At 68.6% G+C, this 13,234-nt stretch carries 15 protein-coding genes; 10 read left to right on the top strand and 5 right to left on the bottom strand.

Features of this window, described 5'->3' with window-relative positions; genetic code table 11:
* Positions 1-89: 89 nt before the first annotated feature.
* The 3 genes from uppS (at position 90) to NBT81_RS08985 (ending at position 2,715) form a co-directional block, all read left to right on the top strand.
* Positions 90-1,016 carry a polyprenyl diphosphate synthase gene (gene uppS / locus NBT81_RS08975; RefSeq protein WP_338737719.1) on the top strand — a complete coding sequence of 309 codons (927 nt, stop codon included), beginning with the start codon at positions 90-92 and terminating at the stop codon, positions 1,014-1,016.
* A 47-nt stretch (positions 1,017-1,063) separates the two neighbouring features.
* Positions 1,064-1,954, top strand: a complete 891-nt coding sequence (locus NBT81_RS08980; protein WP_338737721.1) for a mechanosensitive ion channel family protein — start codon at positions 1,064-1,066, stop codon at positions 1,952-1,954.
* 125 nt (positions 1,955-2,079) lie between these two features.
* Positions 2,080-2,715, top strand: a complete 636-nt coding sequence (locus NBT81_RS08985; protein ID WP_338737722.1) for a DUF4382 domain-containing protein — start codon at positions 2,080-2,082, stop codon at positions 2,713-2,715.
* 87 nt (positions 2,716-2,802) lie between these two features.
* Here the strand turns inward: NBT81_RS08985 and NBT81_RS08990 are convergent, their stop codons facing one another.
* Positions 2,803-3,411 carry an undecaprenyl diphosphate synthase family protein gene (locus NBT81_RS08990; protein ID WP_338737724.1) on the bottom strand — a complete coding sequence of 203 codons (609 nt, stop codon included), beginning with the start codon at positions 3,409-3,411 and terminating at the stop codon, positions 2,803-2,805.
* 106 nt (positions 3,412-3,517) lie between these two features.
* Between NBT81_RS08990 and NBT81_RS08995 the strand changes: the two genes are divergently transcribed.
* Both NBT81_RS08995 and NBT81_RS09000 read left to right on the top strand, forming a co-directional pair.
* Positions 3,518-4,831: a DUF92 domain-containing protein gene (locus tag NBT81_RS08995; RefSeq protein WP_338737726.1), complete on the top strand. Its 1,314-nt coding sequence runs from the start codon at positions 3,518-3,520 to the stop codon at positions 4,829-4,831.
* The gene (locus NBT81_RS09000; protein WP_338737728.1) at positions 4,828-5,244 is read left to right on the top strand and encodes a GNAT family N-acetyltransferase; all 417 of its coding nucleotides are present in this window, start codon (positions 4,828-4,830) and stop codon (positions 5,242-5,244) included. The genes NBT81_RS08995 and NBT81_RS09000 overlap by 4 nt, the downstream gene beginning before the upstream one ends.
* Here NBT81_RS09000 and dnaG read toward each other — a convergent pair.
* Complete coding sequence (dnaG, locus tag NBT81_RS09005) at positions 5,241-6,626, bottom strand: DNA primase DnaG (protein WP_338737730.1); 1,386 nt, start codon at positions 6,624-6,626, stop codon at positions 5,241-5,243. The genes NBT81_RS09000 and dnaG overlap by 4 nt on opposite strands.
* Before the next feature lie 247 nt (positions 6,627-6,873).
* On the opposite strand from dnaG, the gene NBT81_RS09010 reads away from it, so the two are divergent.
* Together NBT81_RS09010 and NBT81_RS09015 are read left to right on the top strand one after the other, a co-directional pair.
* Positions 6,874-7,113, top strand: a complete 240-nt coding sequence (locus NBT81_RS09010; protein WP_338737732.1) for a hypothetical protein — start codon at positions 6,874-6,876, stop codon at positions 7,111-7,113.
* Positions 7,114-7,120: 7 nt separating this feature from the next.
* Entirely contained in the window at positions 7,121-7,654 is a 534-nt protein-coding gene (locus tag NBT81_RS09015) for a hypothetical protein (protein WP_338737734.1), read from the top strand.
* Positions 7,655-7,660: 6 nt separating this feature from the next.
* Here the strand turns inward: NBT81_RS09015 and NBT81_RS09020 are convergent, their stop codons facing one another.
* Positions 7,661-8,416: a DUF1405 domain-containing protein gene (locus tag NBT81_RS09020; RefSeq protein ID WP_338737736.1), complete on the bottom strand. Its 756-nt coding sequence runs from the start codon at positions 8,414-8,416 to the stop codon at positions 7,661-7,663.
* Between the two features lie 93 nt (positions 8,417-8,509).
* Here NBT81_RS09020 and pdxS point away from each other — a divergent pair, with 93 nt between their 5' ends.
* Entirely contained in the window at positions 8,510-9,409 is a 900-nt protein-coding gene (gene pdxS, locus NBT81_RS09025; protein ID WP_338737738.1) for a pyridoxal 5'-phosphate synthase lyase subunit PdxS, read from the top strand.
* A gap of 99 nt (positions 9,410-9,508) precedes the next feature.
* The gene (locus NBT81_RS09030) at positions 9,509-10,558 is read left to right on the top strand and encodes a HAMP domain-containing sensor histidine kinase (RefSeq protein WP_338737740.1); all 1,050 of its coding nucleotides are present in this window, start codon (positions 9,509-9,511) and stop codon (positions 10,556-10,558) included.
* 11 nt (positions 10,559-10,569) lie between these two features.
* Here NBT81_RS09030 and NBT81_RS09035 read toward each other — a convergent pair whose 3' ends face one another.
* Both NBT81_RS09035 and carA read right to left on the bottom strand, forming a co-directional pair.
* Entirely contained in the window at positions 10,570-11,445 is an 876-nt protein-coding gene (locus NBT81_RS09035) for a homoserine kinase (protein ID WP_338737742.1), read from the bottom strand.
* 167 nt (positions 11,446-11,612) lie between these two features.
* Entirely contained in the window at positions 11,613-12,680 is a 1,068-nt protein-coding gene (gene carA / locus NBT81_RS09040) for a glutamine-hydrolyzing carbamoyl-phosphate synthase small subunit (protein ID WP_338737744.1), read from the bottom strand.
* A gap of 98 nt (positions 12,681-12,778) precedes the next feature.
* Between carA and NBT81_RS09045 the strand changes: the two genes are divergently transcribed.
* Entirely contained in the window at positions 12,779-13,192 is a 414-nt protein-coding gene (locus NBT81_RS09045) for an Lrp/AsnC family transcriptional regulator (RefSeq protein WP_338737746.1), read from the top strand.
* Positions 13,193-13,234: the final 42 nt, after the last annotated feature.

The following is a 13,234-nucleotide window of genomic DNA, read 5'->3' on the forward strand; positions in this document are numbered from 1 at the left end:
GCCCGAGCGTGAAAAACGGGACGGTCGGGACGGTGAGGGGCGTGGCCGTAATGACAAGACCCATACCGGTCGGGAGCGACGTTCCCGCCATGGACTCGCGGCTCCGTCGATGGATCGACCGCGCCTACGAGCGCCTGCTCCGGCGCGATATCGACGGCAGTCCCGACCACGTCGCGATCATCCAGGACGGCAACCGGCGGTACGCCCGCGAGCGTGGCGACGGAACCGCTGCTGGCCACCGGAAGGGAGCCCGAACCACGGAGCAGGTGTTGCGCTGGTGTCGGGAGCTCGGCATCGAGGAGCTCACCCTCTACGCGTTCTCGACGGAGAACTTCGAGCGCCCGCCCGACGAGCGCGAACACCTGTTCGACCTCATCGAGGCGAAACTCCGGAAGTTCGCCGACGCGACGGAGATACACGAGAACGAGGTGTGCATCCGTGCGCTGGGTGACGTCGACCGCCTGCCCGACCGGGTTCGGGACGCCGTCGCCTACGCCGAGGAACGGACCGAGTCCTACGACCGCTTCCGGCTGAACGTCGCGCTGGCGTACGGCGGGCGGGCGGAACTCCTGGAAGCGGCCCGCGACACGCTGGAGGCGGTCGAGGCGGGCCGTCTCGACCCCGCGGGCGTCGACACGGCAGAAATCGAGCGCCGCCTCTACGCCCGGCCGGTCCGGGACGTGGACCTGATCGTCCGCACGGGCGGCGACGAGCGGACGAGCAACTTCCTGCCGTGGCACGCCAACGGCAACGAGGCGGCCGTCTTCTTCTGTGCACCCTACTGGCCGGAGTTCTCGAAGGTCGACTTCCTCCGGGCGATCCGCACCTACGAGTCCCGCGAGGCGTCGTGGCGACACACGCGAACCGAGCGGGCGGTCGCGCTGGTCAGGGCAGTCGCGGGGTCGTCGCTGGTCGAGACGCGGGAGGTCGTCGGCCGCCTGCGCGAGCAGTTGCCCCGGGCGAGCGCCGAGGAACTGTCGGCCGAACTCGACATCCAGGACGGGCGGGTGGACTGACCGCGACGACGCCGGGACCTTTGTAATGCCGGGGCGTAGCCCGGCGTATGGCAACGGTCGAACCCGCGACGACCACGTCGCCGCCGCCCGTCGGACCGGCGGGGCTCGCCGACTACGGGACACTCGTCGTCCGCGGTGCGTGGTTTTTCGCCGGCTTCCTCGGCGTCGTCCTCGTCGGCTGGTTCGTCGTCGAACCACTCGTCTCGCGCTACGTCGCCCGCCGCAACCGAAACAATCCGACGATCGAGGAGGCGGTGTCGCGGTACGTCCGCCTGGGATCCCTCGTCGTCGCCTTCTTCGTCGCCGCCGGAGTCGCCGGCTACGGCGACCTGGTCGGCGACTCGGCGCTCGTCATCGCCGCGGCGACGCTCGCCGTCGGGGTGGCGGGCCAGACGGTCATCGGCTCCATCGTCAGCGGCCTCGTCCTGGTCGCGGATCCCGAATTCAACGTTGGCGACTACATCAAGTGGGGCGACACCGAAGGGACGGTCCAGTCCATCACACTCCGCGTGACGCGCGTGCTGACACCGAACGGGGAACTCGTCACCGTCCCGAACACGACCCTGACCAGTGGTGCGGTCACCCGTCCGTTCGGGCGGGGCCGACACCGCGTCGTCGAACGCGTCGGACTGGCCTACGAGGCCGACGTCGCCGACGCGCTCGACCACCTCACCGATGCGGCGTCGGCAGTCGAGGGGATCGAGTCGGCACCGACGCCGAAGGCGTACGTCGACGACCTCGGCTCGGACGCGGTCGTCGTTCGCGTCTACTACTGGATCGAGGACCCACGGCGGCGGGGGATATTCGAAATCCGATCTCGGTACGCACGGACGGTCAAGGAACGGCTGGACGCGGCGGGAATCGAGATCAGTCCGGCGTCGAAGCGCGAACTTCGCGGGCGGATCGAGGTGTCGGATGACACCTCGGACGGTACCTGACTGCGGCGGACCCGCCACCAGACGGCCGACGAACGGCCCGAAACCGGGGTAACTCGGCTGAACTCGGGTTGATCCGGGATGGAGGGTCTCGGCGGTTTATGTCCCGGCAGGTACTCGGCCGAGTCATGAGTGAATCCGACCGAGACGTGCGGACTGGATCGCGACGCGACTACCTGCGGACGACCGGGGGCCTCGCCGCCGCCGGGGTCGCCGGACTGGCCGGCTGTACGGGCGGCACTACGACCGGGACGCTCGCGACGCAGGTGACCGACCAGCCGGGTGACATCGGCGACTTCGAGTCCTGTGTCGTGACCGTCGCCGGGATCTGGGTGAAATCCGGAAGCGGGGACGACGAGGAAACCGCCGACAGCGAGGGGACGACGGTCGACGAGAGCGACGCCCGCGAGTACCACGAGTTCGACGAGCCACGGGAGGCCGATCTGGTCCAGTTGCAGGACGGCAACACGTCGCTGCTCGGCGAACACGAACTGGAGACGGGGACTTACGCGTTCGTCCAACTCGACGTGACGGGCGTCGACGCGACGATCGCCGACGGCGGGGACGCGACCGTCGACACGCCCGGCGAGGCACCGCTCCAGTTCAAGCAGGCCTTCGACATCCGCGAGGACACCCGAACCGTGTTCACGGCCGACTTCACGCCCGTCCGTCGGGGGCGGAGCGGGTCGTACCTCCTCCAGCCGGTGGCGCGGGGGACGAGCGTCGAGTACGAGTCGGTCGAGGGGACCGAGACCGAAGCCTGATGACACGACGTGATTCGGCCTACCGGCCGAACTTCCGAGGGACTTCACTACCGTTCGTCCCTCGGCGTTCGGACGCTTCGCTGGCGCTCAGCGTCCGAACCTCCGCTGACGATTCTGATAATCCAGCACGGCGCGCAGGTAGTCGCGCTTGCGCACGTCTCGCCAGTTCACGTCGGTGAAGTAGAGTTCCGAGTAGACGGACTGCCAGATCATGAAATCGGAGAGGCGCTCGGCCCCCGTCTTGACGAGGAGGTCGGGTTCGTCGGGAAAGATCAGGCGGCGCTCCACGTCGGCCCCGTCGACGTCCGCGGGGTCGAGACGGCCGGCGTCGACCTCCTCGGCGAGCGAGCGGACGGCGGCGGCGAACTCCCCCTTGCCGCCGAGGCCGACGTTCACCTGAACGGGGGCTGCGACGGGGTCGGTGTCGTCGGGGGCGCGCACCGCGACCGATCGGGGGGCGTCGATGGATCGGAGTTCCCGCTCCAGCGTCGGCACCACCGCCTCGTCGAGGACGCTCACCGAGACGGTGACGCGGTCGGCACCGTACTCGAACGCCCAGCCGAGGACGCGTTCGAGACGGGCGTACGCCCCCTGTTCCAACAGGTCACGCTCGGTGAGGACGAAGGCGACGTGCGCGGGAGGGTCGCCGTCGTGGAGGCGCTGTCTGAGAGCGAGATACCGGTCGTACAGTCCCACACCGACCGCAGGTGGCGACGGCGCAAAAGCCCAACGGGTGGCGGACCGCGGGGGGACGGCGGGGCGTGTCGGGAGCGTTAAGTGGCCGTCGAAGGTAGCGGTGGATGTGACGTCCACCCTTCGGCGGGCGGGAGGGTTCGCGGCGGTCGGGACGCTCGCGCTCGCCGCCCCCGAACTCGGACGTGCGGCCGCCGCCCCCTTCGCCATCGTCGCGCTTCTCGCGGCGTTCGTGATCGACGAGGGACCGGCGTTCGACCTGTTCGCCCGGCCACAGGACCGTCGCGACGGCCGCCTCAACGGACTGGCCGGCTTCGCGCTGGCGGCCACGGGGCTGGCGATCCTGTCGACGGCACCCCGGGCGTCGATGCCGACTGCCGTCTTCGTCGCGGCGGTGTTTGTCGTCGGTTACGGCAACGTCGGCGCGTGTGCCGTCGAACGGGTCGACACCGATCCGTTCCGCGTCGTCGCGGGCTTCAGCCTCGTCGCCTTCGCCGCTGCCGTCGCCGGGCAACTGGTCGTCGGGTGGACCCTCGGTTCGTCCCGGCCGGTGCCGACCGTCGTCTTCCTCGCCGCGGCCGGCGCGCTGGTGGCGGCGCTCCTTCGATCGATGCTGTTCGAACGCGACGATCCCATCGTGATGCTGTCGACCGGGCTCCTGCTCTGGCTGTTCGAGGGTATCGGCGTCGGTCCGGGGTTCGAGGAAGTCGGCGTCGCACTCGGCGTGACGGTCGCCCTCGGCTACGCCTCGTATCGCACCGGTACGGCGTCCGTTCCGGGTATGGTGACCGGCGTGTTGCTCGGTCTGCTCACCATCGTCTTCGGCGGCTTCGGGTGGTTCGCCGTCCTCATCGCCTTCTTCGGGATCGGTGGCCTCTCCGCGAAGTACCGGTACGAGGAGAAGCGCTCGCGAGGGGTCGCCGAGGACAACGAGGGGGCACGGGGAAGTGGCAACGTCCTCGGCAACGCCGCCGTCGCCCTGATCGCCGTCATCGGCTTCGCCGCGAGCGCCGAGTTCCCGGTCGAGGGCGCGCTCTTTCGCTTCGCCTTCACCGGGTCGCTCGCCGCCGCGATGAGCGACACCCTGTCGAGCGAAATCGGCGTCCTGTTCGACCGACCACGACTCATCACGACGCTCCAACGCGTCGATCCCGGCACCGACGGCGGGATCACGTGGCAGGGGTATCTCGTCGGCGTCGTCGGGGCTGGAGTCGTCGCCGGCGTCGCCGTCGCCCTGTTCGGTTTCGACCGGCCGGCGCTCGCGGCGGCGACCGTCGTCTGTGGCGGCGTCGCCGGCATGACCGTCGACAGCATCCTCGGCGCGGTGCTCGAAGGCGGGCGCGTCGGCAACCAGACCGTCAACTTCCTCGGCACGCTCGCCGGAGCTATCACGAGCGCCGGCCTCGCCGTCCTGTTGCTGTGATTCGTCCCGCGACGCCCGACGAGGAGCGGACGCTCGCTCTCCTCCAGTCACAGCTTCGGGAGCCGAGTCCGGGACTGTTGGACGCGTGGGCGAGCGACGCCGTCCCCTCGCCCGCGGAGGTACTGGTGTCGACGACCGAGGCCGATCGACCGGTCGGCTACCTGCTCGCCGTCCCCGGCGACGGGACGGCCTACGTCGCCGAACTGGTCGTCGCACCCGACCACCGACGGGAGGGGCGCGCGACGGCGCTGCTGTCGGCGTACGCCGAGAGCGTCGAGGGGGGCGTCACGGTCACCGTCGCAGCGAAGAACGCGGCGGCACGGGCGCTGTACCGGGGCTGTGGGTTCGAGCGCGTGTGGCGGCTCCCGGATTTTTTCGACGCCGGGGACGCGATACTGTACCGACGGGGTTAGTCGACCGCCACGAGTTGGTCGATCGTCCGCACGCGAACGTCGACCGGCGTCTTCACCATCTCGTCGGCGGACCGCGCGACGACCTGTTCGACGCCGCGCTGGGCCGCCACGTCGAGCAGTCGCTGGGTCACCGTCCCGTCGAGGACGACCGCGTAGGGCGTGCTCTCGGCGTCCGACACCGCGTCGAAGGTCTCGTCAGCCGGGACGGTCTCTAGGAGACGGAAGTCGGCGTCGAGGAGTCGTGCAGTCCCGGTCTCGCCCTCGATGGCCGCACGGACGTGTTCACGGAGCGTCGAGGGATCGTCGTCGTCGCCGTCCGCGTCGCCGTCCGCGTCGTCGTCCGCGTCGGTATCGTCGTCGTCCGCGTCTTCGCCCCCCGATCGTTCGTCGACCGCGGGGTCGTTCGTGGTCTGGGACGCCCCCGACTCCGGGTCCGCGTCGGCGTTGGAGATCCGATCCGGTTCGGGGGGCGCGTCGCCAACCGGAACGGCGGTCGCGGGCGTCGACTCGGCGGCGCGGGGAGAGCCGTCGGCGTCGACCGCCGCCGACGTCTTGCCGCGGACCGAGAGGTCGTCGTCGGCCTCGAAATCGGCGTACGCTGTCTTGTCGCGGAGCGCGGACATGACCTCGTGGTGTTCGAGGTCCTCGACCGACCGTCCCTCGGGGGCGAAGACGACGTAGTCGACGTCGCCGATCTGGGCGAGTTCCCGGAGGATGAGTTCGCCGCCGCGGTCGCCGTCGAGGAAGGCCGTGACCGTCCGCTCCTCGGTGAGGTCGGCCACCGCGTCGGGGACGTTCGTCCCTTCGACGCCGACCGCGTTCTTGATGCCGTACTCGAGCAACGTCAGCACGTCCGACCGGCCCTCGACGACAATGATGGCGTCGGAGTCGGTTACCCGCGGGCCCGCCGGTAGGCCGTGGTAGTCGGTGATGTCGTCGATGCGGACGCTCTCGCGGACCTCCTCCAGAATTTTGGAGGAGTCCATGACGCTCTCGTCGAACGACCCCGCGAGCAGTTCCTTGGCACGGTCGATGACCTTCCGACGCTTGGCCTCGCGGACGTCCTCGATGTCGGTCACCTCGACGGAGGCCTGACACGGACCGACGCGGTCGATCGTTTCGAGCGACGCCGCGAGGATGGCCGTCTCGACCTTGTCGAGGTTGGTCGCGATGGTGATGCGTCCGAACGACTGTCCGTTCTCGCTGTCTATCTGTACGTCTATCCGCCCGACCTTCGAGGACTGTTGGAGGTCCCGAAGGTCGAGGTCGTCGCCGAGCAGACCCTCGGTCTGCCCGAAGACGGCACCGACGACGTCGCTCCGCTCGACGACGCCGTCGGCCGCGGTGGATGCGTGAATGAGGTATTTGGCTGTGTCGTCCATTGATGATCCCCTCGTAGGGGTGATGATGATGAGTCCATGGGGGGGCCCATGTACGCCTATATACTTTTCGGGGAGCCCGGAAATACTTGTCGTACTTCCGGGTGGCGGCCACCGACCACGGCCCGAGGGTCGCCGAGTCGCCGTCGCCATCGAACCGAGGATCTCGGCTTAATCCGCCTGAATCGCCTGAAATCCCGCTGTATCGTCGTCCTGTTATATGCGTCCGGGGCGCATCCGTCGAGACACGATGCACACGACTGGACTGATCGTTGCCGTCGCCGGCGCGGTGGCACCGCTCGCCGTGCCGGCGGCAGTGACGAACGGGGACGGAGACGTGGTTGGTGTGGGACCGACGACGGAGACGCCGAGTGGCCGAGCGGGACCGACGACGGATCTCTCGGAACCGACTCCGAGGGTCGTCGAGCGACTCCCGGGAACGACCCGGAGGGCCGTGACCGACCTCGTGGCCGCCGGGACGGTGGGGTGATCGCCCCGTGCGCGACCGATCCATCGTGATCGGCGTCGTCGTGGTACTCGTCGTCGCCGTCCCCGTGATCCTCGCGGCCGCACCCGGATCGGGAGACGGTGGGGACACGGCGTCGACGGACGACTCGTTCCCGACGGAGACGCCGGCCGACTCGACGACCGGAGTCGACGACGGGGCGACCGACACCGATGCCGACACTGGACCCTCGTTCGCGTTCGAGATCGACCGGATCGAGTCCTGCGGGGAGACCTGCCGGGACGTGACGACGACGCTGACGAGCGAGGGTGCCGGGTCGACGGACGTGACCGTCTACACCCGGATCTACGCCGACAACGGGACGGACGGCGACGTAGTCTGGCAGGGGAGCGAACCGATCGGCGACCTCGACGCCGGCGAGTCGTACACGGGGACCAAGCGGGTCGACCTGTCGATAACCGACGCGTACGCGATCCAGCAGTCCGGCGGCTGGATCACGATCCAGACGACGATCCAGTCCGACGAGAAGACGGTGACCACGACCGAACGGCGGCAGGTGGCCTGACGGCGGTCACCGACGGGATTCCAGTTTCTTCACCCGCGTCGCGAGTGTCAGGAACGTCGCCGTGAGCGTCAGGACGACCGCCCCCGCGGCGGCGACGTCGTGGACCGGCGAGAGGTGAGTGATCGTCCCGTCGACGATCCGCTGTCCGGGGAGGAGGGTGTGGTGGGACGTCCCGACGACCGGGACGAAGTAGTCGACGGCGTCGTTCAGGCCGTACCACGCGACGGCGACGGCGACTGCACGGACGGGAAAGTCGCTGTACCGGTGGATGAGAAAGGCCTCGACGACCATCATGAGGTGGCTCCCGAGGAGGAAGGCGTACATGGGAAACGGCGTGGTCGCGAGGAAGCCGTCGGCGAAGGCGACGAGGACGAACGGCGTCCAGAGACCGAGTTTCCAACAGCCGAAGAAGGCGAGCGCGTTCACCACCTCGTTGGATCGACCGAGTTTCCAGAGGGCGAGCGAGAGCGCGATAAAAGCCGTCGCGACGGGGCTGTCGGGGACGAGCGGCCAGATCGCGAGCGGTTCGGCCGCGAACTGGAAGCGGTAGTACCAGAAGCCGAAGGCGGTGCCGACCAGGTTGATCCCAACGACGACCCACGCGAGCGAGAGGCCGAGGTTCTCGACGACACGGGGGAGGGGTGCGAGCCATCGAGGGAGTGGGTCGGCGGGAGGATGTCCGTCGCCATCGACGAGGGCGCGGACGCGGTCGATCGCCGTCGCGGCGTCGGCCGGTGACTCGGAGCCGGACCCGGATCCCATCGCTCGACGTGACGGAGCGGACGGATAAATCGGTGGCGATGGCAACATCTACCGAAAGCCCGTCGTTAAGTGGATCCCACCGTAACGTAAGACATGGCCGATCTCGAAGAGCTACGACGGGGAACGGAACTAGTGAAACGCGGCTTCGCTCGCATGCAGAAAGGCGGCGTCATCATGGACGTCGTCAACGCGAAGCAGGCTCGGATCGCCGAGGACTGCGGTGCGGTCGCGGTGATGAGTCTGGAGGCCGTGCCGGCGGACATCCGCAAGCGCGGCGGCGTCGCGCGGATGGCCGATCCTGCGGCCCTGACCGAGATCCTAGAGGAAGTGTCGATCCCGGTGATGGGGAAATCGCGCATCGGCCACACCAAGGAGGCCGAGATCCTCGAAGCGACGGGCGCGGACATGGTCGACGAGAGCGAGGTGCTGACGCCCGCCGACGACGACTACCACATCGACAAGCGGGAGTTCACCGCCCCGTTCGTCTGTGGGGCACGGAACCTAGAGGAGGCGCTTCGTCGCATCGACGAGGGTGCGGCGATGATCCGCACCAAAGGCGAGGCGGGCACGGGCGACGTGAACCAGGCAGTCACCCACCAACGCGCCATCAAGGGCGCGATCCGAAAACTGGACGGCATGGCCTACGAGGAGCGCGAGCGATGGGCGCGCGAACACGGCGCGCCTCGCGATCTGGTCCACGAGACGGCCGAGATGGGCCGTCTCCCGGTCGTCAACTTCGCCGCCGGCGGCATCGCGACGCCCGCCGACGCGGCACTCATGATGCACCACGGCTGTGACGGTATCTTCGTCGGCTCCGGTATCTTCGGCGCCGAGGACCCCGAGGCGATGGGCACGGCCATCGTCGAGGCGGTCAACAACTGGGACGACCCCGAGCGACTGGCCGAGATCGCGACGAACGTCGGCAAGGGGATGAAAGGGCAGTCGAACACCGACATGCCCGAAGAGGAGAAGTTGCAGGGTCGGGGCGTCTGAACGGCGTTCCCAAGGGACCGGCACCGTTATCCCACCCGTCACCGTTCGTAGACACGTACGCGGATAAGAGACGTCCGGACGAGCGGACGGCGGTGGTCGGTGGCGGGGATAGGCGTCCTGTTGCTCGTCGGCTCCGTGTCCTACGCCGTGTTGGACCGGGAGTCGGCGCTTGTCGATTCGGCGGAGATAGCGCTGCCGGTGATCTGTGGCCTCCTGACGGTCGGGTTCGGACGCCGACTACAGAGAGGTAATCTGACGCACCGACAGATCGCGACGGTCGCACTCGGGCAGGTCGCTGGGTCGACCCTCTTTGCCCTCCTGATGCTGTGGATCATCTTCATCCAGACGCTCGACGGCGACGTAGCCCCGGAGCCGTGGTACACGCTGTTGAACGGCATCGCGATCGGAACGTTCAGTACCGGCTTGCTCGGTGCCGAATACGTGCTGGTTCGGCAGGAGCGACGGCACGTAACGCGACAGAACGAACGACTGGACGCGTTCGCCAGTACCGTCTCACACGACCTCCGGAACCCGCTGAACGTCGCCCAAGGACGGATCGAGTTGGCTCGGGAGCGACGCGACAGCGACGACCTCGCCGCCGCGAGCCGCGCCCACGATCGGATGGACGCGATGATCGACGACCTCCTCGAACTGGCCCGCGAGGGGGAGACAGTCGACGAGATGGTACCGGTCGACTTCGAGGCGGTGGTCGAGCGTTGCTGGCGACACGTCGACACCGCCAACGGGACCCTCGACCTCGACGCCACGGGGACGGTCGTGGCCGACCGCGGACGCCTCCAGCAGTTGCTGGAGAACCTCGTGCGAAACGCTGTCGAGCATGGCTCGACAGGCAACCAGAACTCGATGAGTTCTGGTGACGCCGTCGAACACGGCGGGGCGGACGTGACGGTCATCGTCGGGCGAACCGACGGCGGGTTCTACGTCGCCGACGACGGCCCCGGCATCCCACCCGAGCACCGCGACGAGGTGTTCGGGATGGGCTACTCGACGACGACCGGCGGAACGGGGTTCGGACTCGGGATCGTCGAGAACGTCGCGGAGGGGCACGGCTGGACCGTCGACGTGACCGACGGGGCCAACGGCGGGGCACGGTTCGACGTCCGTGGCGTTACGTGGCGGGGCGAGTGAGTCACGGCGTCTCAGTACAGCGTCGCGCCGCGACCGATCTTCGTCTGATAGGCCCGCGCGTCGACGCCGGCGTCGTCGAACCCCTCGATCATGGCGGCCGCGATCTCCGTGCGGTCGCCGGGGTAACAGGCGGCGAGGACGCCCGGCCCGGCGCCGCTGACGGTGACGCCGGTCGCGCCCGCCGAGAGCGCCGCCTCGCGGACGTTGTCGTAGCCGGAGATGAGGTCGGCCCGCGCCGGCGTGACGAGGCGGTCGTGCATCCCCTTGCCGACGAGACGGGGGTCGTCCCGACACATGCCCGTCGTGAGCGTGGCCGCGCGACCGACGGTGTAGACGAGTTGTTCCATCGTCGCCCCCGCAGGGACGACGTCGCGGGCATCACGCGTCGAAATGGCGATTTCGGGGAGACAGGCGACGAGGGGGATGTCAGCGTCGACGGTGGTCACGTCCCGGCCGGTCGCCACCGTGAACCCGCCGAGGAGGGCGGGCGCGACGTTGTCGAGGTGGACCTCGCCGGAGACGGTCGCCTCGCCTTTCCCCGCGATGGGCACGAGTTCCTTTCGCGTGAGCCCACGGTCGTACAGTTCGTTCAGGGCGAGTGCGGCGGCGGCAGCGCTGGCACCCGAAGAACCCAACCCGGAGGAGGGACGGATCCCCTTGTCGATCCGGATGTGAGCCGGGGCGTCGAGGGCGTCGGCCACCGCGCCGACGGTGTTGTTGTCCGGGTCCTCCGGGATGAACTCGCTGCCGTAGCCCGTCACGTCGATAGTCGTCCGGTCAGCCTTCTCGACGCGGACGACGTCCGCCGGTCGGTCGAGGGCCGCGCCGAAGACGTCGAACCCGCTGCCGAGGTTCGCACTCGTTGCGGGAGCCCTGACCGTAACCATGCCACCGAGTTGCGCGAGTCGGGTCAAAAACCTGCCGAAGGTCGGTACGGATCCGAGGGGACGGGAGCGCTGTACACCGCCCGGGCGACGGCGACCCGTCGTCGCCCGCTCGCCGGGCGATAGCGCCGTCGCGTGAGGCGTCTTCGGCCTCACTGGCGTCGCCGGACTCAGTCGGAAGTGGCGACCGTCGTATCGGTCTCCACCAGATCGAGGACGTCGTCGAAGAAGTCGAGCGAGTCGTTGGGGCCGGGGTGGGCCTCGGGGTGGTACTGGCGGGTGAGCACGCCGAGGTCGTCGTTTTCGAGGCCTTCGGCGGTGCCGTCGTTGACGTTCACCTGCGTCACGTCGAGGCGCCCGCCCGGGTCGCCCACGGTGTAGCCGTGGTTCTGGGTCGTCATGACGACCCGGTCGGTGTCGAGGTCGCGGACGGGCTGGTTGACGCCGCGGTGCCCGAAGTCCATCTTCTCGGTGCTACCGCCGAGGGCGTTGGCGACGACCTGTTGACCGAGGCAGATGCCCGCGATGGGGAGGTCACCGAGGAACTCGGCGACCAGGTTCTCGGCGGCCTCGAAGTTCTCGGGGTCGCCGGGGCCGTTCGAGATGAAGAGGACGTCGGAGTCGACGGCCGCGACGTCTTCGGACGTCGCGTCGTAGGGCAGGACGTGGACGGTGGCGTCGCGGTCGAGGAGGGACTCGGTGATCGAGCCTTTCGCACCGCAGTCGATCAACGCGACGGTCGCGGCGTCGCCACCCTCGTAGACGAGGGGGTCGTCGACGCTCACCTGCGCGCCGATGTCCGTGTGCTCGCTCATCCCCTTGCAGGCCGCGAGTTCCTCCCGAGCGGCCTCGGGGGTCGCGTCGGGACCGACCGCGAGCCCGCACTTCATCGCCCCCTCCTCGCGGATCGAGGTGACGAGGTCACGGGTGTCGAGGTGGTCGATGGCGGGGACGCCCTCCTCGTCGAGCCACTCGACGACCTCCTCGGTGAACTCGCGGGCGATGGCTGCGCGAGGATGGACCCGGTCGGACTCGAATCGCTCGGATCGGACGCCGTAGTTCCCGACGAGCGGGTAGGAGAAGGTGAGCACCTGCTCCTCGTAGGAGGGATCGGTCAGGCTCTCCTCGTATCCGGTGTAGGCGGTCGTGAAGACCAGTTCACCACGGCTCCGGCCCGGAACACGACCACGCGCCTCGACGACGCGGCCGTCTTCCAGGGCGAGATAGGCGTCCGACATTACGAGATACACAGAAAGCCACGGCCAATAAGCCTTGCTTTCGAAGCTGAGTTACGAAATTCGAAATCGGTAAGGCGCCCCCGTCACAACGCGGCGGCATGGACGATCTGGACCGGCGAATCCTGAGCATCCTCCGGCGGGATTCGCGGGCACCGTACACCGAAATCGCGGATCGGGTCGACACCTCCGAAGGGACGGTCCGGAACCGGGTCGAACGGCTGGTCGACGAGGGGATAATCGAGCGGTTCACCGTGGCGACACACACGGGAAACGTCAAGGCGATGGTGGAGGTGTCGGTCGCAGTCGACGTCGACACCACGGCGGTCTCCGGTCGCCTCGCCGAGTGGGACGAGGTAGACTTCGTCTGGCAGGTCTCCGGCGAGGAGGACATCGTCATGGTCGTCGACGCAGCCGACACGAGTGCCGTCAACGAACTCATCACGAAGACGCGGGGACTGGACGAGGTGGAGAACACGAAGACGCGACTCATCCTCGACGAGCGACTCGGCTGACGCCCGCGGAAACCGTCATCGGTAAATCCGGCCCCCACCCAC

Origin of the sequence: Haloplanus sp. CK5-1, from assembly GCF_037201915.1 — an archaeon.
Taxonomy (GTDB): Archaea; Halobacteriota; Halobacteria; order Halobacteriales; family Haloferacaceae; genus Haloplanus; species Haloplanus salilacus.

Coding starts and splice junctions, on each gene's coding strand:
- uppS (WP_338737719.1), top strand. CDS start 90: ATGGACTCGCGGCTCCGTCGATGGATCGACCGCGCCTACGAGCGCCTG.
- NBT81_RS08980 (WP_338737721.1), top strand. CDS start 1,064: ATGGCAACGGTCGAACCCGCGACGACCACGTCGCCGCCGCCCGTCGGA.
- NBT81_RS08985 (WP_338737722.1), top strand. CDS start 2,080: ATGAGTGAATCCGACCGAGACGTGCGGACTGGATCGCGACGCGACTAC.
- dnaG (WP_338737730.1), bottom strand. CDS start 6,626: ATGGACGACACAGCCAAATACCTCATTCACGCATCCACCGCGGCCGAC.
- NBT81_RS09010 (WP_338737732.1), top strand. CDS start 6,874: ATGCACACGACTGGACTGATCGTTGCCGTCGCCGGCGCGGTGGCACCG.
- NBT81_RS09020 (WP_338737736.1), bottom strand. CDS start 8,416: ATGGGATCCGGGTCCGGCTCCGAGTCACCGGCCGACGCCGCGACGGCG.
- pdxS (WP_338737738.1), top strand. CDS start 8,510: ATGGCCGATCTCGAAGAGCTACGACGGGGAACGGAACTAGTGAAACGC.
- NBT81_RS09035 (WP_338737742.1), bottom strand. CDS start 11,445: ATGGTTACGGTCAGGGCTCCCGCAACGAGTGCGAACCTCGGCAGCGGG.
- carA (WP_338737744.1), bottom strand. CDS start 12,680: ATGTCGGACGCCTATCTCGCCCTGGAAGACGGCCGCGTCGTCGAGGCG.
- NBT81_RS09045 (WP_338737746.1), top strand. CDS start 12,779: ATGGACGATCTGGACCGGCGAATCCTGAGCATCCTCCGGCGGGATTCG.